The sequence below is a fragment of the Pedobacter sp. WC2423 genome (assembly GCF_040822065.1).
GTDB lineage: Bacteria > Bacteroidota > Bacteroidia > Sphingobacteriales > Sphingobacteriaceae > Pedobacter.
In genome coordinates this window covers 196,952-216,619 of sequence record NZ_CP162005.1, presented here as the reverse complement: position 1 = coordinate 216,619, position 19,668 = coordinate 196,952, and the positions used below count along the sequence as shown (strand labels likewise).

Here is a 19,668-nt window from a genome sequence, read left to right as displayed (position 1 = left end):
AATTTGCGGGTAATTTTAAAATGCAGCTGTTTGGCTTTGTAAAGACAGTTAGCGATAAATAATGAACATAGCAGACCCGGCAGCGCAGCATTTGATTGCTGCCACAGCACCTGAATGGCATTATTTAGTTTAGGAAGTAGACATTATTGAAAAGTTTCAAGTTATATATCCACGGCATTTAATGTGCGCAGCTATATAACCTGATTTCTATTTTAAGGCTTAAAAATTAGTGGAAAGAACATCTTCATTTAATTTGGCAGCCAGTTGAAATCTCCATTCTTCATTATAAATAGTATCTAAATAGGTATGGCCTTTATCTGGAAATATTAACAAAGAGGTAGCCTTTGATTCCTGGATCTCATTCAATCTGAAATAGTTTTTTGCAGCCAGGTAAACGGCTCCGGATGAAGCTCCGGCAAAAATTGCCTGCTCATTCAACAGTTCCGTACATCCTCTGATAATACTCATTTGAGAAACAATTACTACGTCATCAATAATTGCGTTTTTCATGATCGGAGGAACCTGACTTGCCCCTATTCCTGAGATATAACGTTTCACTTGTTTATCACTAAAGATGACAGAACCTTCCACATCGACACCTACAATTTTAACTCCCGGTTTTTTCCTTTTGATGAAATCTGAAATACCTGTAATTGCACCGCTTGAACTTACGGCAACAAAAATATAGTCCAATTTTTCAAACGAGGAAATAACCTCTTCTCCAAGACCATAATAGCCTTTATAGTTATTGGGATCACTATACTGGTCTGCAACAAAAGAATCAGGTGTAGCAGCATGCAGTTCGTTAACTACCTTGATCCGGGTTAAAAGATAACCACCTGTATGGTCTCTCTCCGTAACTTTCACTACACGGTGAGACATCAGATTTAATAATGTTTCGTAAGATGAATTAATATTCGGATCAATTACAGGAATGAATCGTAATTTCAACCTTTTGCAGATCGATGCTACAGCAATAGCAAGATTGCCGGAACTGGATGCAATGATGGTGGTATTTTCTGAAATTCTCCCTGATTTTATACCATTATAGATAATACTGAATGCAGCTCTGTCCTTTGAGCTGCCAGAGAAGTTATTGTATTCTAACTTCGCAAATAGATTGGCATCGTTGTTTTTCAGTTCAATAAGAGGGGTATTGCCTATAAAGGCAGCTAGTTTTTCTAGTTCTTTTAACATAGGTAGGTAGTCTAAAGATGAGATGTATTAATTTATATTTTTCTTTTTTATTTGATCGCCCGGACCTGGTTCATGGACGCGTAATCACCGGGACGATATTTAACTGAATATATTAAAGAATTTTCCGGGTGGTCTGCCGGTTTATGGAGTTCATTATTTTTAATGCAACAACTCTCTAAGAAACGAACCGCGCTTATTCTATCCTTAATTGATTCATCTGTGAACCCGTAAAAAAATAATATAACGGGCAGAATAATTATTGCTGCTGCTGAAGTGATCCAGGAGAAAAAGAAAAGTATATCTCTTTTTTTCATCTCATATCCCTGATTAATCAATGTACGCAATTTCAGATAATTCTGTTCTATTGATTTTTGTCCTGCATGATATCCTATGGAAAGAACTATAGCTTTTAATTCCTCCAGTTTTGCCTTTGTTTCCGGGTGGTCTTTTATCCTGTTTTCCCAGTCACTGATATCCTGTTCATTACTCCTTAAACAGTAATTAATGAAGGTTTCATTTTTCAGCAGCTCATTCAAATATTTCTCTGGCATCTGATTAATTATTTTTCTTAATAGAGCAGAAAAATTTATTTTTTCACTACTGCATTTGAAAAAATAATAAAAATAGAATCATGGTCCCAATTGCGATCAAAAGATAGGTTTCCTGTTCTTTGGTAATTGCTGATTTCAATTTATCAATTGCTTTATAAATAGTATTGTAAACAGTATGAATAGAAACATTATTTGCAATAGCTATTTCCTGATAAGATAATCCGAGGTAGAATTTCTGATAAACCATGTTCCGCTGTTTGTCAGCAAGCTGATTAACATGCGCTTTAACAATCTGAATCACTGTACCATTCATTCCCTGCTGAATGTATAGATCTTCTACAGAGGGAGATAGAAGTAAAACAGGAGATTCAAGAACCTCTTCTGTTTCTTTAGGTACAATCATATTTTTACGATACAATTTTCTCACAAAGCAAGTAATAATATAATTATGGTAATTATCTACTTTCTGAAGAGCGGACTTATTTTCCCATAAATACAGGAAAACGTCGTTAATTGCATCCTTAACTATATCTTCAGAAAAATATCTTTTATACCCTATATAACTGAGATAGTGATGATAATGAGAATATATAATATAAAAATCGTCTTCTCTCTGCGACAATGTAAAAGATTTCCAGATATGTTTTAGGTTTTTCCCTTTTAACGTAACCATATATTGACTAATTATTATATTAATATTTTTTATAAAAATAAAGCAATATATATTAATATAAAACCAACTAATCAACTACAAATTATTAATTAATTATATCAACAGGAACAATAAACAAATCAATAATTAGTCATAAAGAGTTCTTAATTATAGTTTAGCACTTAAAATTTTTGAAATACAGCAACTCCATGATTTATTAAAAACATAAAATGTAATTAATAACTCATATCAATTGAATACACCTCAGAAACCTTCAACTATTAAAAAAAAACTTTAAAACTAATCTTGCTCGTAAATTATTTTTAAGCTTTATATCCAATCAGCACATACAGGATCAACCACTTACAGGAATATTATTTTTTATTATAACTTTCAAGAAAAATGAAATTAACCTTAATAACCAATAGATTCCTTAAAATTAAATTATAAAAAATTAATTACAATTATTATTACACCAAATGAGGATTGCTCTAGGTGAACACGCTTAAATTGATCACCAGGATGTGGGTTTTAGATTAGAGGGAGGACAGCTTATTAAACACAATAGCTCAAAAGCTTACCTCATAATTTTCAAGAATCTGGTTTTCCGTAAAAACAATAACATCATCTTGTATAATTTTGAATATCAAGAAATGAATATATATGATTCACAGAATACTCCTAATTAAGCCCGAATCTAAATCGAACAAAAAAGGCTTTTGGGACTGGTTGTTTAAATAACTAACGCTAATATCACTTTGATCTTTGTGACACATAGGGCAGGTTCGATATCCAGGATTAACATAAACTTGTGGATTAGGGATTAGGGATTAAATTCCAAGTTTTGGGTTTGATATTTTTTGAGTTCAAAGCAGCTGGTTACGATTCTTTAATCAGCTGATTACTTCCTGATTTTATAGTTCAATTTATCCTTATTAAACGCTCCTGATTACTTTGATAAGAGATCGGTCAACGCTTCAGCGGAATTCTTAAGGGGAGGAAAGATCCTGTTTTTTCCAGGCTGGCTACTTTGACGAAAGTTCTCTGATGCCTTTGGGTTTCCATTGTTTGTTTCCTTTTGCCCGGTACAGAACTTTTGAAACAACCTGTACGCCAAACTGCTGCTTTAAAAATGAAATCGTCCTGGATTCCCTTTGAAAATTTACCCGTTAAACTTCCCATAATAAATATCTTTTCACCAATGTAAGCCATTAGCGTTAAAGATTATCCTGATGCGTAAAAAATGTCCGTAATTGTCCGCAGCTGTCTGCAATTGTCCGCAGTTGTCCATGGGTTAGTCAAAGGGAAAATTATAATTTCATTAATCTTCAACTAGTTATGGTTGGGTTGTGCCTGAGTGGTGGTCGGGGTGACACCAGGTTGAGAACGGGCTTTAAGCATGGCAAGTCCATGTTGTTTCAACTAGTTGTTTTGACTTGGACTTGCCATGCTCTCACGTTACTTTAGCATTGCTCTTACCCTAACGAGTACTCAGGCAATACTCAGGCAGTACCCGGCCGGTATAGCTTTATTATTTAAGCTATTTTGAATTTATTTACTGACAGTCCGGCCTTGTTTCGCCCGAGTCATTCCCAGGCAAATTGAAAGCTTTCAGCGCAACTTCCACAGGCATAAGAGCATCCGTGACAGCAAAGAATTTCTGTTTAGCGTGTCAAAATTTATGCTTAAAAAAGAGTCTGATCCACAAGTTTATGACTTGATCCGGTATCTATTAGCAAACCATGCCCCTGTGCAATTTTAAAGCTTTTTAAAAACCATACATACCGCCCGAAACACCAATTTGCTCACCTGTAATCCAGGCTGCATCATCCGAAGCAAGAAATAAAACAGCTTTCGCAATATCTTCGGGCTGGCCTCTGCGGCCAAGCGGTGTTTTGGAAACAAACATTTTTTCATATTCACTACCAGGGGTTACGCCTGCACTAGCTGCACCTTCTGTATCCGTAGCACCCGGCAAAATAGAATTGATGCGAACATTCTTTGCACCTAGTTCTTTCGATAAAGCAATCGTCATGGCGTCTAATGCCGCTTTAGTGGCAGAGTACAACGAAGCTCCCGGAAGAGGGTATTTACTCGAACCCGAACTGATATTGATGATATTGCCACCCTTATCGCCAAATGCCTTTAAAGCTGCCTGGATAGTCAATATAGGCCCCAAAACATTGACGTTGAAATGCTGATGAAAAGCTGCTATTGATATCTGTTCAATAGGTAAGTACCCCTGATGAACCGCGTTGTTTACCAAAATATCCAACGCACCGAAAGCCTTGTTGGTTTCTTCAAACAACCTGATTACATCGGCCTCGTTCGATACATCGGCTTGTACGGCAATGGCCAGGCCTCCGTTGTCAGTTATCTCCTTAACTACCCTAGCTGCGTCTTCTGTACTTGAGGCATAATTCACAACTACTTTTGCGCCTGCTGCCGCAAAGTGTTTTGCGATAGATGCACCTATTCCTTTTGCTGCACCGGTAACTACTGCTACTTTGTTTTCTAATTTACTCATGATTTCTATATGTTAATTTATCATATTCTTCAGATGTATTTCCGTTCTGAAGTATATCCAAAGATGCAGCCCTGTAACGGGCTGTTTATTGACATGAATCATTAAGTATGTTTGATTTAGATCAACTCATTGTCCTGACCTAAATCAAGTTAATCGGATAACTAACTGCAAAAGAACAATTTATGATAGCCATAAAAACGCAGGAAGCAAAAATCCAGAAAGATCACTGCGGCCTATTATGCTTTGTTGAGCAATTTTTTTGCATTCAGAATTTACATCGATGGGTTTCTGAAGCAGCAATTGAAATTTGGCCGTTTTTTTGGAAAAGCTATATTAAAGCGTGTTGTTTTCAGGGATGTTATGGCAGGCTACTGTCTGGGGTAAAAATAACATGGCACTTTTTATTTGGATACCGAATTTCATCCTTTCATAAAGGATCTATTTAAAAGAGTTTTTCCTTATCCTGCTCAAAGTTTCCGGGGATAAACCCAGATAAGAAGCGATCATGTTTTGCGGGAACCGTTTTAAAAAATGCGGATAATTGCTAATCAGATCCTCGTAACGCTCTTCAGCTGTATAGCTAAAAGCGGCCTGTATCCTTTTCTGGGTTGCAATGGTATAATTTTGACTGATTATGTTCTGCATCGCTGAAAAGGCAGGGATATGCTTAAGAAACTCCTCAATTTGAGCATTGGTTGATTGAAGAACCTCCAGATTCTCCAGCGCCTCAATATTAAAACGACTTGGCGTCAACAGGTAAAAGCTTTCAAAATCAGCCAGCCACCAATTTTCCACAGACAATTTCAATACATTTTCATGCCCCTTTTCATCTACCGTAAAAGTCCTGGCGGATCCTTTTACAATAAACCCAATATATTTGCACACGTCACCTTCCTGTAAAAAGTATTGTCGTTTTCTAAGTTTTTTGGGTTTGAAATGTGCCATCAACAACTGCTTATCATCTTCTGAAAGCAGTTTACCTGATATTTCCTGAATGTAATCGAAAAACACTTCAAAATTGGACATTGTTCAAGTATATAATAATTCGCAATTTAATCAAGCTGCCTGATAAAAACTAATATCCGAAAATCAGATTGAGTTATTGTCTTGTAGAAATTTTACTACCTGTAAAATATCGGTTATTTGCGATCACACCAACTGTTTACTGTCCTTACGATTTCATACAATAACTTGATTTTATTTGAGATTTTCAAATTATTACAAAAACCTTCATCCCCCATTTCTTAATGGTGGAGACAATGACCAAATTAACTAAATACTACTTATAAAAATTGAAGGGATCCTATTATTCATAAAATTTAATGATTAAAATAGGAACTTATAGAAATTAGAAGGCCATTGCAATTTTCAAAATAAAAGAGTGTCGTTTTTATACCAATTTTAAATTAAATAACACTATATTACATTATAATTAAAATAATACTCTTTCAGCCTGACATCTTATTATACTAAACCACCATTATCCATTAAAATAGAAAATAAAACTTTCGTAATTAACTTAGCGAAATATTTTTAGTGATTATAATTTCACCTAAAAATGACATCAAATATTGTGGTATTTTTTTTATACCAGTGAAAGTCAATCAACGATATGCAGAATTCCTGCCAATCCAGAAATACCACAAAAATTATATTTACAATATAAAGAAAAACGATAAAAAAGATTGACTTTATGCCGTCAATTATCATACTTAACAAGTAAGATTTCGAACATTTTAGATTACTTTTGCGTTTAATGTTACATCGGTCAATCGTATTTATCTTATTAGCCTGCGTGTTAAACACGTACTTTTCACGTGATTTTGCCGTGATCAGCTTTGAGATGAACCAGAAAATGATTGCCGAAAAGTTATGTATCAATAAGGCCAAACCCTGGATGCACTGTAACGGACGCTGTTACTTAATGAATAAAGTAAAACAGGTTGAGGAAAACGAGAAAAAACAAGCTGGCAAAGATTTTCGTCTTGCGATGCAAATGGTCTGGTACATTCATCCTTCAAATCTTCAGGAAGCAATTTTTATTAGAAATGCTGGTTCTCCCGATTTTCAGATCCTGTACCAATACAACTATTACAACCAGTATAACTCTTCTATATTCAGACCACCTAAGTCTGCTTCTTTAGTTTAATCAGCATTTCAATCATAGTTGAGTTAATATGATTAGTCCGCTATTGTTTTCATTTATTGCTGAATGGAGATCAGTTAATTATACAATAATTAGAAAATTATACCCATGCGTAAGCTCATTGGTACACTTCATCTCTGGTTAGGGATGATGTCGGGCCTGGTGATCGTTATTTTAGGCATTACAGGCTGCCTTTATGCGTTTATCGATGAAATCAGGCCATTAGTATATTATTACAGGATTTTCATTAACCCCACAAAGCAGCAAAAAATGCTGCCTTTGCAGGAACTTAAAAATAATGCAGATGTAGCACTTAAGAAAAAACTTCCATTGCTGGATGTGGAAATCTATGCCGATGATCGGCATACAATAGTTTTCCGCTACCGGGAAAGAAATAACCAGGCCAATCTGTACACACTCATTATTTCATCAGCTACTTCAAGGTTTATATGAACCCTTTTACCGGAGAAGTCGTAAAGGTAGAAAATAGTAAGTGGGAGTTTTTCAACCTTGTGGTAATGCTGCACTGCTCACTACTGTTAGGGCATGTAGGTACACAGATAATTACCTGGTCGACTATTATTTTTGATCATGCTGATCACCGCTACCCTCCCCATTTCCGGTTTTTTAATCTGGAAAGCCAGAAGAAAAAACAAACCCGTAAAAGCAGCAGTCAATACCGCTGATTAATCACTCATTTTAATACAATAATATCATGAAATCCTGGTTTACACCTTTATTTATTTTTTTATATTTAACTGCTAATGCACAAACTGACACTTTAAAAACTAAGGTATCAGCACCTTTGAAACCAACAAATCAAACGCTGGGACAAGATACAGACAAGCATAAAACAACAAATCTTTCCGAAGTAATTATCTCTTCCAGGTACAATAAAAGCTATAAAATAAGTGAGCTGTCGAAAACGCTCAGAATGAACACCCCATTACTCAAACTGTCACAGAACATCCAGGAGATTGGTAAGGAGATCATAACCGATCAGCTTGCCTTTAACATGACAGATGGGGTGACCAGAAATGTAAGCGGGGTGATCAGACAGGAAATTTCCAACAACCTTGGTCCCTTTATATTTATGCGGGGAGGCCTGGTCTCTACCATGAGGGACGGAACTGACCTTACCCCAATATATCGCGGGCCGGTACCAGAGGATGCTGCTGTGATTGAAAGAGTAGAGTTTATCAAAGGCCCTTCTATGTTCATGAATAGTATTGGTGATCCGGCAGGAACCTTTAATGTGGTCACTAAACAGCCCACAGGAAAAAATAACTATTCTGCTAATATCATGTTCGGAAGTTACGATTTTTACAGGGCTTCGGCAGATCTGGACGGATTGCTGGATAAAAAGGGAAAAGTACAATACCGCTTAAATGTGATGGGGATGAAATCGAACTCTTTTGTGAAATATGATTTTAACGACAGGCTTGTAGTAGCGCCGGTAATCAAATACCAGGTCAGCGAACACAATACCATCACCGGCTCTTATACTTATCAGAAATTCAGTTATGGCCTGATGAGCCCCATTATAATGACTCCAAATGGTTTTGGTACATTACCACGCAATTTCACCATCTCGGAGCCCAGCCTCGCCCCCTATAAACCAACAGACCAAAGTGCAGCGTTGAACATTCAGCATGTATTTAATGAAAACTGGCGTTTAACCGCAATTGGTGCCTTTATGCAAAATGATAATTCAGGCGCCTATCTATGGCTTACAGGAGTAAACAAGGTCAATCCTAACGTGTTATTGAGAAATCCTAAATATGATCTTACCAGATCAATAGTTTATTCTGAGCAGGCTTTTATCAACGGAAAAATAAAAACAGGCAGTCTTACTCATCAGATCCTGGCAGGAACTGATATCAATCAGAAAAGGTTCTTTGCGGATAGTTATATAGAATACGATAAATCAACAGGAGGTTCTTTGAATTACTACCCGCTGGATGTAACCAATCCGGTATATGGTGCAGAGGTGCCGAATTATACAGACCCGAAAGGTGTAGAAAATGGAAACACCAAACAGCATATCAATTATGCTTCCTTTTATGCTTTGGATGAAATTACGCTGTTAAATGATAGGCTTAGATTTACTTTTGGAGGCAGATTTACCTCCGCCCAAACCAACAATGAAATATCTGGTGTAAATACAGGCTCTTCTGATCATGTTTTCACGCCACGCATTGGTTTAAGTTACAGCATTACTAAAAGTTTGTCTGTTTACTACCTGAATGATAAAACCTTCACTCCCCAGGCTGGTTCTACAGCACCTAAAGCCGACGGAACTGGCAGCGCCGCCGTAAAGCCAAAAACGGGAATGCTCTATGAAGTTGGGTTAAAGAAAGATTGGCTAAACGGAAATTGGAATACGACATTATCCTTTTATTCTGTTAAACGAGCCGGTGTGCTTTCTGCAGATCCAGATAACAGTACTTATTATATCCAGATCGGCGAAAGTAAATCCAAAGGGATTGATTTTGATTTGAAAGGCCGCATTTTGACAGGTTTAAACGCAATGATCAATTATGCCTACACAGATTCCAAGGTTACTAATGATGCCGATAAAACGCTTATCGGGGCGCGTACGCCTCTTTATGTAAAACATATCCAGAATACCTGGCTTACCTACGATCTTCCTTTCTTATGTTTAAGAGGTTTCGGACTTTCCATGGGCTACCAGTATCAAGCCGGAAGAAGTGGCAGGTATGCAACAGCCGTTCCTTACAGCATCCCTGATTTCTTCAGGGTAGATGGAGGCTTGAGATGGGCGAACAAAAAAGTTACGGTTAATGCCATCGTCAACAACCTGCTTAACAAAAACCTCGTGGGTACGCCATGGTTAAGAAATGGATTATATTATTGGGTTCCCCAGTCGCCTGCAAATTTGAGGGTGTCTGTTGTCTATAACTTCTAACTGTCTTAAAGTAATTTACGAAATTTCATTCGTCTATAATAGTTATGGTCTTCCTGGTAATATCAATGATCTTTTGTAAGAAAAGATCATTGATATTACGAAACTGGGAAATGTAAAAAAAGCCAATTAAGACTCTGATTTTCGAGTTTAGGGTGTCTGAAAATTGGGGAGGTCATAAATATCTTTAAACGTATTTTTGACATTTAAAAAAAATAATATCTACCTTTTGCATCTCAAACTAACCAAATTTATAAACAGCCAATTTCGATATAGAACGATGAACTTTTCTACGAACAGTGAACGGAAGATAGTAAATATTATATTACCTGCTTATATGCCCCCCATCAGGAATATTATTTGCGGGTTATTATTGTTTCTATGTTTTTCAAAATCTTCTGCACAAGACCTCAGCATTTCCAGTCCGGATGAAAAGCTAACTGTTAAGTTATCATTAGACCAGGGCAGGCTCTACTATCAAGTATTTTTACAGGGGAGTGAAATGTTGGAAAAATCACCTTTGGGACTTCGTGGAAGCCAGATAGACTTGTCTGCAAATCTTCATCTGACAAACAAGAGTTCGCGCCGGATCGACGAAACCTATTCGGAGCCAAAAATAAAAAAAAGCACCGTGAAATATCAGGCCAATGAGCTGGTCTGCAAATTTGAAAATCCAAATAAGAACCAATTGGAAGTGGTTTTTCGTGTCAGCAACAACGATATTGCATTCCGGTATCAAGTACCTCAAACAGGCGAACCTGCCAATTTGATCATTGAGGAGGAATTAAGCGGATATAATTTTCCTGCAATTACTACAACCTTTTTAACGCCGCAGGCAACGTCTATGATTGGATGGATGAAAACTAAACCCAGTTATGAGGAAGAATATACTCCGGACCAGGCATTAGGTATTCCTTCAAAGTATGGCGTCGGTTATACTTTTCCGGCTCTGTTTCATGTGGGCGACAAGGGCTGGGTTTTACTTTCCGAAACAGGTGTGAATGCGCTGTACTGTGGCTCAAAGTTGAGCGAAGGAACGCAAGATGGCTTATATAAAATTGCTTTTCCGGAAAATGGTGAAAATAACGGGATAGGCCTTGCAAACCCAACTATAGCTTTGCCCGGCTGCACACCTTGGCGAACGCTTACCGTAGGAAGCAGCCTTAAGCCAATTGTAGAAACAACGATTCCGTTTGATGTGGTAGAGCCTCAGTATAAGGCATCTAAAACCTATACATTTGGGCGCTCTACATGGAGCTGGTTACTATGGCAGGACGAAAGCATTAACTTCGATGACCAAAAAAAGTTTATCGATCTTTCGGCCGCCATGGGTTACGAATTTGTGTTGGTTGACAACTGGTGGGATACCAGAATAAGTCGCGGAAAAATAGAACAACTGGTTTCATACGGCAAAAATAAAGGTGTTGGCATATGTCTGTGGTACAATTCTAATGGCTTTTGGAATGATGCCCCGCAAGGACCTAAAAACAGAATGAGCACTGCTGTTGCCCGAAAGGAGGAAATGGCCTGGATGCAACGCATCGGTATAAAAGGTATTAAGGTAGATTTTTTCGGCGGCGACAAGCAGGAAACGATGAAATTGTATGAGGATATTCTATCGGACGCAAACACTTACGGGCTCACCGTTATTTTTCATGGTTGTACTCTGCCTCGCGGCTGGGAAAGAATGTACCCCAATTATGTGGGGAGTGAAGCCGTACTGGCATCTGAAAACCTGATTTTCACACAGCATGCAAACGATAATGAGGCATTTAATGCGAGTTTGCACCCCTTTATCCGCAATGCTGTGGGCTCTATGGATTTTGGTCCCGTCCTTCTGAACAAACGCCATAACCGGGGAAATAACGGAGGAACTATCAGAAAGACAAGTGAAACATTTCAATTGGCAACAGCTATCTTATTTCAAAGCCCGGTCCAGAATTTTGGTATAACTCCCAATAATCTGAACGAAATGCCAGTTCATGTGATAGACTTTATGAAGCAGGTTCCGACAACCTGGGACGAAACCGTATTTATTGATGGTTATCCAGGGAAATACTGTGTAATAGCACGACGCCATGAAGAAACCTGGTACATTGTGGCCATCAACGCAGAGAAAAAGGAAAAAACAATAACGGTTTCATTGCCTATGTTGTCAGATAAAGAGATAGTTCTGCATTCAGACAATGATAATAAACAGCCACAGCTCACCAAGGTACGGTTACCAAAAGATAAGCAGATAAAGCTTAAATTGTTACCTGGCGGAGGCGCTATTATTACCGGGAAGTAGCCTTGTAAGTCGATCAAGTAGAGTCTATTACATACGAGAATGAGGTCATTACTTTTTTTAATCGTTTTTTTTCATCCCGTACTACTGTTTGGGCAGCCGAAAAAAGCAAGGTATTTATCTTTGCAGGAAGGGCTATCGAGCCAGCAGGTACTTGATGTTGCACACGATAAATATGGTTTTATCTGGATTGCAACAGAATTGGGACTGAACCGGTTTTCGAGTAATTCATTTAAACAGTATTACAAGTCTGAGAAAGCAGATGGTTTTTCCGTTAACAGTAATGAAATCAATACGATTTTTTATGATAATGATCAGCTTTATATTGGCACACGTGCGAACGGCCTGAATGTACTTGACATGAAAACTAACCGGTTTTCATACTATCTTCATGACCCTGAAAACAATCGGTCGATTGCAACAAATGACATTACAGATATCATCAAAAGTAAAAGCGGCAAATTATGGTTGGCAACCTATCATCAGGGCGTACAGCGCTTCGACCCCGTAAAGAAGCAATTTGAGCGTTTCAACAAAGCGTATATCCCCTCTCTACCCGAAAACAGCATTTGGACACTAGCTGAAGACGAACAAGGGCTTCTTTATATAGGACATGTCAATAAGGGAATTTCAATTTTCAATTCCAGAGATCGAAGCATCGAGCTGATTGACTTCGAAAGAACGAAGGGCAGATTACCTGACAATGAAGTGAAGGCTCTGTTTTGTGACAGCAAGAATAATATCTGGATAGGGACCCGAAAAGGACTTGCGGTTTACAATCCGTTTACAAAGAAAATCCGTCAGATCAGCCTTGCCAGTCAGGCCAAAAATGGAGTTGAACCCTTTGTCTATGCTGTCAAGGAAATTAATGGTGCCATCTGGGTAGGTGCAGAATCTTCACAGCTATTTATCCTGCAGCCTATCTATAGTACAGACAAGGATATCCAGCAGATTCAAACCGTACGTCGGTTTTATCTGAATACAGGTAACAGCTCCTCAGTGCAAAACATCGACCGGGATAACTTTGGCAATGTATGGTTGGGCATTTATAGTGGTGGAATAGCCTTTTTCGGACATTTGGATCCATTTTTTTCCGTTTTCCAAACTTCCGAAATCACGCCGGGTTTAGGTAAACTGGCAACAGTTACAGGAATTCTGCACGACAGGGACAAGAGTATGTGGCTGGCTACAGCAGGAGATGGTATTTTGCAGATACAAACTGATGGAGAAGTAATCAAAAGAACAACGCACAGCGACGGGCTTGCTGATGATTTCCTGCTTTCTAGCTTTAAAGATAGCCAGAGCAACAAATGGTTTGGCTTACAGAAGGGCGGAGTCTCTTTTTTTAATGCAAAGACGAAAAGCTGGCATACAATAAATGCGGGTGAAAAAATGTCGGCCGTAAGAGCCATATTTGAGGACTCCCGAGGAAATATATGGTTTGCGGCCGAGGAAGGGTTATTCATTCACGACCCTAAACAACAGACATTCCAAAAATCAACAATTAACACACCCATGCTTGGGGACTACGCTCCTCGTACACTTGTTGAGGATAGTCGCGGAAATATGTGGGTCGGTACTTATGGACAGGGTCTTTACATATTTGACCGTAACCGGAAATTGATTCGAAAAATCGCTAAAGGGAAAGGGATCAACAGTAATACCATTAATCACTTGTTCCGTGACAAGAGAAACAATATATGGATAGCTACAAACGAAGGTTTGGCATTCCAAAGTGCAAATAAGGAAATTGGACAGCTTGAACGTATTTTTATTCCCGGATCGGATGCATGGCTCATGGTAAATGCAATAGCCGAAGACAGCAATGGCAACATCTGGTGCTCTACCAGATTGGGCTTATTGCGCTATTTGCCTGAAGAAAAACGTCTCTTGAGCTACGACCAGACATTTGGTTTGCCTTTAGGAGGTTTTACCAACAACAGTGTTGGTTTAGATACGAAGGGCAATTTATTTTTTGGAATGCCTGCAGGCATCTGTTATTTCGATCCTGCTAAAATTCCGCTGAACCTTCCAAGATCGCCCATCAGGGTAAGCCGCTTTATGGTGTTTAATACAGGAGAGACTCATGCTCAATCTGAAAAATATCCTGGCCTTACCAATGAGGTCAGCCTGAAACATGAAGAGAACAGTTTTCGGGTTGAACTTGCGGTCATGGATTATGCCCTGAATGACATGGTAGAGTTTAGTTATCAATTGCATGGACTGGACCACAAGTGGATCTTCCTGGGCAATGAAAAGAACCTGGATTTCCGGAATATTCCATATGGAAATTACGAACTCCGGATACGCACCCGCCAAAAGAATGAAAACTGGTCGGGCGACTATACACACCTTTTTATCAACATCTCTCCCCCATTTTATCTGAGTACCTATGCGCTGGCCCTGTATATCATTCTTATCGCTGCCATCATATTCACTGTGTTCTGCTTTTACATAAAAAAAATAAACGCAGAAGCGGAACTTCGTATGAAGAAGCTTCAGCTTGAACAAGACGAACAACTGCATATGGAAAGGTTGAATTTTTACACTAACATTACCCATGAACTTCGAACGCCACTAACCATGATTCTTGGTCCATTAGACAGCCTCCTCCATGATCAAGGGCTGTCTTCGGGGCATAAAGACTGGGTTTACATCGTTCAAAAAAGTGCAAACCGGCTCTTTTCACTGGTCAATCAGTTACTTGAGTTCAGGAAAGTAGAATCTCAACACAAGCCACTGGTGCTAGGAGCAGGTTTTTTGGGCGAGCTGGTACATGAAACGGTCCTTAAATACGTAGAAGCAAACCACAAAAAAGACCTCACCGTTAAATGTATTGTCGAAGAAGGGGACATCAAGACGATCTTCGATGCAGAGATTGTGCAGTTGATATTGGATAATTTATTGTCCAACGCATGTAAATACACGTCTTCTGGCAGTGTAGAAGTCCGTTTAACCTACGAACAGGAAAGACTGAGTACCTGCGCATTAATTTATGTAAAAGATACAGGTTGCGGTATCGCACCTGAACACGTAGATAAGATATTTGATAAATTTTATCAGGTACCACGTTCTGCCGTGCAAGGCACAGGTGTTGGTCTGGCTTTGGTTAAAGAACTGGCTGCCATACATCACGGAAAAATCTCCGTAAAAAGTGAACCAGGAACAGGAAGTGAATTTTGTGTTCGCCTGCTCACAAATTCGGTAGTATCTGCACTGGACCTAACAGATGTCTCTTCCGATTCAGATAATATTACGGAAACCCCAGGTGAAGATCTGCACCCGCTCCTATTACTGGTGGAAGATGATAGAGATCTCCGGAAATATCTAATCTCGTTGCTCTCTTCAAAATATGAGGTGATACAAGCCGAAAACGGATACCAGGGACTGGAGCTTGCAAAGAGCCGTGTTCCAGACCTGATCCTTAGCGACGTTACGATGCCTGATATGGACGGGTTCCGGATGCTGGAAGAATTAAAACAGGAACGCGAAACCAGCCATATACCTATAATATTCCTGACAGCCAGGGACAGTGAGCCAGACAAGGAGCGCGGCTATGAATTGGGCATCGACTCTTATTTAACCAAACCGGTTAGTCCGCAGCTGCTTTACCGGCGGATTGAAAATCTACTGGTCAAACGGAAAGCAGTCTATACCGAAGTATTGGGGCAGCTTTCGTCTCAAACCATGCAGGGAACAACAGGAGCAGCAGCGACTCATCCCGAATTATGGCGGGAGAATGTCTTCGTACAGGAATTTGTATACCTGGTTGAAGACTGCATACAGGATGAAGTCCTGGATGCAGCCACACTAGCCGAAAAAATGAACATGAGCCAGTCTACACTTTACAGAAAATTAAAAGGTCTGACAGGGAAAAACATCAATCAACTTGTACGTAAAGTGAGGATTCAAAAAGCAGCAAAGCTGCTACGTTCCGGACAATATAATATCACTGAAGTGTCCCTTATGGTAGGTATCAACAGCTCTATTTATTTCCGCCAGTGCTTTAAACAAGAGTTTGGACAACTCCCTTCCGAATATCAAAAAAGAAGCTTTAAATAGAAAATAAGCCGATTTGACGAAAAACTAAATGTTAATTGACGGATTTGTATACGTTCGTGAATAGCAGAATCTTTTAGGTTTGGTTACAGAAACCAATTATAAACATGTATCCTCTTTATCCCACGGGGATGGCTGTATATCATTGCGTCATTACAACCAAAAAACCAAATATAAAAATGAAGAGCCTGAAAATTTTTTTAATCTGCGTGATGATATGGGGTGTACCCACGTATACATACGCACAACGCAAGATTTCAGGGTATGTGCTTAACGAAAAAAACGAGCCACTTAAGGGCGCCACAGTTCTCGTTGAAGGCATGCCAGGCGAAATCACAAACACAGACGACCGGGGGCATTTCCAGATCACAGCCACCAGGGGGACTTTACTCATCACCAATATTGGCTACAAAAATCAAAGCATCGTTATTGGTGAACGTACTGAACTTAAAATCTTTATGGAAAGCAGTAACAAAGACCTGGACGAAGTAGTGGTTGTTGGTTATGGCACGCAATCCAAGCGCAATGTTACAGGCGCAGTAAGTAGTATCAAGTCGGAAGATATCGTCCGCTCTTCATCTACCACAACAGCCGGGGCATTAGCTGGAAAGGTGCAGGGCGTTTCGGTACGGGCAAAAGATGCGCGTCCGGGAAAAGGGGCCAGTATTGAAATCCGCAATATGGGAAATCCCCTGTATGTAATTGATGGGGTTGCGTATGGCGGAGAAGTAGGTACCGATTGGATTGGAACCCAAACGGCCTCCGGGGCTGATATTTTTAACGCGCTGAACCTGGAAGATATCGAAAGTATTTCCATCCTTAAAGATGCAGCGGCAGCCGTTTATGGTTTTCGGGCATCCAGAGGTGTAGTTCTGATCACCACCAAAAAGGGCAACCGTGATGAAACCGCGAAAATAAACATCAATGGTTACCAGGGATGGCAAAACCTGACACGCTTCCCCACTTTAGCAAATGCAGCACAATATACACGGGGATTGGTCGAAGCTGCTCAAAACGATTTGAACAGAGATCCGGCTCAAGTGTATACCCGTGCAGAACTTGCCAAATGGCAGGCGGGCACCGAACCAGGCTATCAAGGTTACAATTACCGTGATTTAGTGATCCGTAAGAATATACCACAACGTTACCTCAATGCGAATATAAGAGGCGGGGGAAAAAACTCCAACTATTTCCTTTCCATAGGCCATCTTAATCAGGATGCCATGATGAAAGACTTTTCCTATAAACGGACTAACCTTCAAGCCAATCTGGAAGCTACTATTGCAGAAGGATGGAATATTGGCACGCAGATTTCCGGCAGACAGGAAACGACTCAAGATGTAGGTTTACCTGGAGGCGATGGCTACTTCTCGTCCATTTTATCCTTATTTAGAAACCGGCCAACAGTAGGGCCTTATGCCAATGATAATCCGGCATACCCAAACCGGGTTAATGATCTTGCCTACAACCCTGCATTGTTTAGCCGGGAAATTGCAGGCTATAAGGACAATAAATATCTGAGCGGAAATGTGAACCTTTTTTCTTCCTATAAAACAAAATTCGGTTTATCAGCAAAGGCAACGGTGTCTTACAACTATACCAACAACAAGTTCGATGGTTTCCAGTATACCTATGATGTGTATACTTATGAAAATGATATTTATAAACGTACCGGTGGAAACGATGCAGGATGGCGGTACAAGACAACCCGCGAGGCTGTGTCCCGGTTCGGACAATTTCAATTAGATTATACTAAACAATTTGGTGACCATAATTTTTCTGCCATGGCAGGTTATGAGCGGTCTGACTGGGATCGGACTTACGCGTCAATAGGCGCTAATCCAACAAACAATTATATCCCTTTAATTAAAACCGTGGCTGAGCTGAACAGTATTTACGACGATTGGTCGTACGAAGCCAGGGCAGGCTATATCGGCCGTTTAAATTATAACTTTAAAGGCAAATACCTGCTTGAAGTGCTGGGACGCTACGATGGATCCTACTTATATGACAGAGATCATCGCTGGGGCTTTTTCCCGGGTGCTTCTTTAGGCTGGCGGATTTCGGATGAGCCCTTTTTCAAATCACTTAAGGGTGTCATCAACGATTTGAAACTGCGGGCCTCCATAGGACAGACTGGATTAGAAGACGGTGTAGGTATGCACGGTTATTTAGCCGGATACAATTTCGGACAGGGAGATGCAGTATTGGATGGCAAATATTATTCCGGCCTTCAGCCCCGGGCTTTGCCGGTCCGGAATCTATCCTGGGTGAAGAATACAAATTACAACATTGGTATAGATCTGGCTATGCTGGATAACAAACTGACCTTAACAGCTGATGCCTTCAAAATTATACGTACGGGCGTGCCTGCACCACGTTATGATGTCTTACTGCCCAGCGAAGTTGGTTACGGGCTTCCAAACGAAAATCTGAACAAAAACGGATACTACGGTGCGGAAGGTATACTGACCTATACCAGTAAAGCCGGCGAACTCAATTATGTAGTTAGCGGAAATGTAACCTTTTCCCGGTTCAAAAGTTTAGAATCTTATAAACCACGCTTCGGAAGTTCATGGGACGAATACAGAAACTCTAATGAGGGACGCTGGGGTGGTGTTTTTTGGGGTTACCAGGTAGTTGGGCGTTTCCAGTCGGAAGAAGAAATTCGTAACTACCCGGTAAACAATGATGGCTCCAACAACAGAACCCAATTGCCGGGTGATTTTATCTACAAGGATGTGAACGGTGATGGGGTGATCAATGATACAGACAAGCGTCCGATCGGTTATCCAACAGGCTGGGCACCAATGATGACCTTCGGTGGCCGCATAGGATTGAACTGGAAAGGCATAGATCTCAATATTGATTTTGCGGGTGGTGCCATGCAGGGCTGGAACCAGAATTATGAATTGAGAAACGCATTTCATGCAGATGGTAATTCGCCTGCTTACCTGCTGGAAGACAGGTGGCACCGGGCTGATCCATACGATAGAAACAGTGCATGGATCCCAGGCTATTATCCTGCAATTCGCCAGGGCAATTCTGGTCCGAACAGCCTGGACAGCGATTTTTGGCTAACCAATGTGCGGTACCTTCGGGTACGAAATCTGGAACTGGCTTATAGCCTGCCTAAGAGATTTACAAATAAGGTTAAAGCAGAAAAAATCCGCGTGTATATCAACGGATCAAATCTGATCTCCTTTGACAATGTAAAGAAATTCCAGATTGACCCGGAAATCGAAGCTGCAGCAGCTGTTGTCTATCCTCAGCAAAAAGTTTTTATGGTAGGTTTCAACGTAACCTTTTAAACCCAAAATTTA

At 39.8% G+C, this 19,668-nt stretch carries 13 protein-coding genes; 7 read left to right on the top strand and 6 right to left on the bottom strand.

Translation table 11 applies throughout. From position 1 onward, the window contains the following. Positions 1-219: 219 nt before the first annotated feature. The 6 genes from AB3G38_RS00875 to AB3G38_RS00850 form a co-directional block, all read right to left on the bottom strand. Complete coding sequence (locus AB3G38_RS00875; protein ID WP_367866607.1) at positions 220-1,197, bottom strand: pyridoxal-phosphate dependent enzyme; 978 nt, start codon at positions 1,195-1,197, stop codon at positions 220-222. A 47-nt stretch (positions 1,198-1,244) separates the two neighbouring features. Continuing rightward, complete coding sequence (locus tag AB3G38_RS00870) at positions 1,245-1,748, bottom strand: hypothetical protein (protein ID WP_367866606.1); 504 nt, start codon at positions 1,746-1,748, stop codon at positions 1,245-1,247. A gap of 46 nt (positions 1,749-1,794) precedes the next feature. Then, complete coding sequence (locus AB3G38_RS00865) at positions 1,795-2,421, bottom strand: RNA polymerase sigma factor (protein WP_367866605.1); 627 nt, start codon at positions 2,419-2,421, stop codon at positions 1,795-1,797. Between the two features lie 948 nt (positions 2,422-3,369). Further along, on the bottom strand, positions 3,370-3,612 hold the full coding sequence (locus AB3G38_RS00860) for a hypothetical protein (protein ID WP_367866604.1): 243 nt from the start codon (positions 3,610-3,612) through the stop codon (positions 3,370-3,372). A gap of 556 nt (positions 3,613-4,168) precedes the next feature. Next, positions 4,169-4,927: an SDR family NAD(P)-dependent oxidoreductase gene (locus tag AB3G38_RS00855; protein WP_367866603.1), complete on the bottom strand. Its 759-nt coding sequence runs from the start codon at positions 4,925-4,927 to the stop codon at positions 4,169-4,171. 438 nt (positions 4,928-5,365) lie between these two features. After that, on the bottom strand, positions 5,366-5,953 hold the full coding sequence (locus AB3G38_RS00850) for a Crp/Fnr family transcriptional regulator (protein WP_367866602.1): 588 nt from the start codon (positions 5,951-5,953) through the stop codon (positions 5,366-5,368). A gap of 730 nt (positions 5,954-6,683) precedes the next feature. On the opposite strand from AB3G38_RS00850, the gene AB3G38_RS00845 reads away from it, so the two are divergent. The 7 genes from AB3G38_RS00845 (at position 6,684) to AB3G38_RS00815 (ending at position 19,656) form a co-directional block, all read left to right on the top strand. Further along, the gene (locus tag AB3G38_RS00845) at positions 6,684-7,076 is read left to right on the top strand and encodes a hypothetical protein (RefSeq protein WP_367866601.1); all 393 of its coding nucleotides are present in this window, start codon (positions 6,684-6,686) and stop codon (positions 7,074-7,076) included. Between the two features lie 105 nt (positions 7,077-7,181). Then, positions 7,182-7,526: a PepSY domain-containing protein gene (locus AB3G38_RS00840; protein ID WP_367866600.1), complete on the top strand. Its 345-nt coding sequence runs from the start codon at positions 7,182-7,184 to the stop codon at positions 7,524-7,526. Further along, positions 7,523-7,759 (top strand): hypothetical protein, encoded by a 237-nt coding sequence (locus tag AB3G38_RS00835; protein ID WP_367866599.1) that lies wholly within the window; start codon positions 7,523-7,525, stop codon positions 7,757-7,759. Before AB3G38_RS00840 ends, AB3G38_RS00835 begins: the two co-directional genes overlap by 4 nt. 29 nt (positions 7,760-7,788) lie before the next feature. Further along, positions 7,789-10,002: a TonB-dependent siderophore receptor gene (locus AB3G38_RS00830; protein ID WP_367866598.1), complete on the top strand. Its 2,214-nt coding sequence runs from the start codon at positions 7,789-7,791 to the stop codon at positions 10,000-10,002. Positions 10,003-10,279: 277 nt separating this feature from the next. Then, positions 10,280-12,289 carry a glycoside hydrolase family 97 catalytic domain-containing protein gene (locus AB3G38_RS00825; RefSeq protein ID WP_367866597.1) on the top strand — a complete coding sequence of 670 codons (2,010 nt, stop codon included), beginning with the start codon at positions 10,280-10,282 and terminating at the stop codon, positions 12,287-12,289. Between the two features lie 39 nt (positions 12,290-12,328). Beyond that, positions 12,329-16,348 (top strand): two-component regulator propeller domain-containing protein, encoded by a 4,020-nt coding sequence (locus AB3G38_RS00820; RefSeq protein WP_367866596.1) that lies wholly within the window; start codon positions 12,329-12,331, stop codon positions 16,346-16,348. 176 nt (positions 16,349-16,524) lie between these two features. Beyond that, positions 16,525-19,656, top strand: a complete 3,132-nt coding sequence (locus AB3G38_RS00815) for a SusC/RagA family TonB-linked outer membrane protein (protein ID WP_367866595.1) — start codon at positions 16,525-16,527, stop codon at positions 19,654-19,656. Positions 19,657-19,668: the final 12 nt, after the last annotated feature.

Bases quoted from the DNA above. Each gene is read 5' to 3' on its own strand.
- AB3G38_RS00875 (WP_367866607.1), bottom strand. From the start codon at position 1,197: ATGTTAAAAGAACTAGAAAAACTAGCTGCCTTTATAGGCAATACCCCT.
- AB3G38_RS00870 (WP_367866606.1), bottom strand. From the start codon at position 1,748: ATGCCAGAGAAATATTTGAATGAGCTGCTGAAAAATGAAACCTTCATT.
- AB3G38_RS00865 (WP_367866605.1), bottom strand. From the start codon at position 2,421: ATGGTTACGTTAAAAGGGAAAAACCTAAAACATATCTGGAAATCTTTT.
- AB3G38_RS00860 (WP_367866604.1), bottom strand. From the start codon at position 3,612: ATGGCTTACATTGGTGAAAAGATATTTATTATGGGAAGTTTAACGGGT.
- AB3G38_RS00855 (WP_367866603.1), bottom strand. From the start codon at position 4,927: ATGAGTAAATTAGAAAACAAAGTAGCAGTAGTTACCGGTGCAGCAAAA.
- AB3G38_RS00850 (WP_367866602.1), bottom strand. From the start codon at position 5,953: ATGTCCAATTTTGAAGTGTTTTTCGATTACATTCAGGAAATATCAGGT.
- AB3G38_RS00845 (WP_367866601.1), top strand. From the start codon at position 6,684: ATGTTACATCGGTCAATCGTATTTATCTTATTAGCCTGCGTGTTAAAC.
- AB3G38_RS00840 (WP_367866600.1), top strand. From the start codon at position 7,182: ATGCGTAAGCTCATTGGTACACTTCATCTCTGGTTAGGGATGATGTCG.
- AB3G38_RS00835 (WP_367866599.1), top strand. From the start codon at position 7,523: ATGAACCCTTTTACCGGAGAAGTCGTAAAGGTAGAAAATAGTAAGTGG.
- AB3G38_RS00830 (WP_367866598.1), top strand. From the start codon at position 7,789: ATGAAATCCTGGTTTACACCTTTATTTATTTTTTTATATTTAACTGCT.
- AB3G38_RS00825 (WP_367866597.1), top strand. From the start codon at position 10,280: ATGAACTTTTCTACGAACAGTGAACGGAAGATAGTAAATATTATATTA.
- AB3G38_RS00820 (WP_367866596.1), top strand. From the start codon at position 12,329: ATGAGGTCATTACTTTTTTTAATCGTTTTTTTTCATCCCGTACTACTG.
- AB3G38_RS00815 (WP_367866595.1), top strand. From the start codon at position 16,525: ATGAAGAGCCTGAAAATTTTTTTAATCTGCGTGATGATATGGGGTGTA.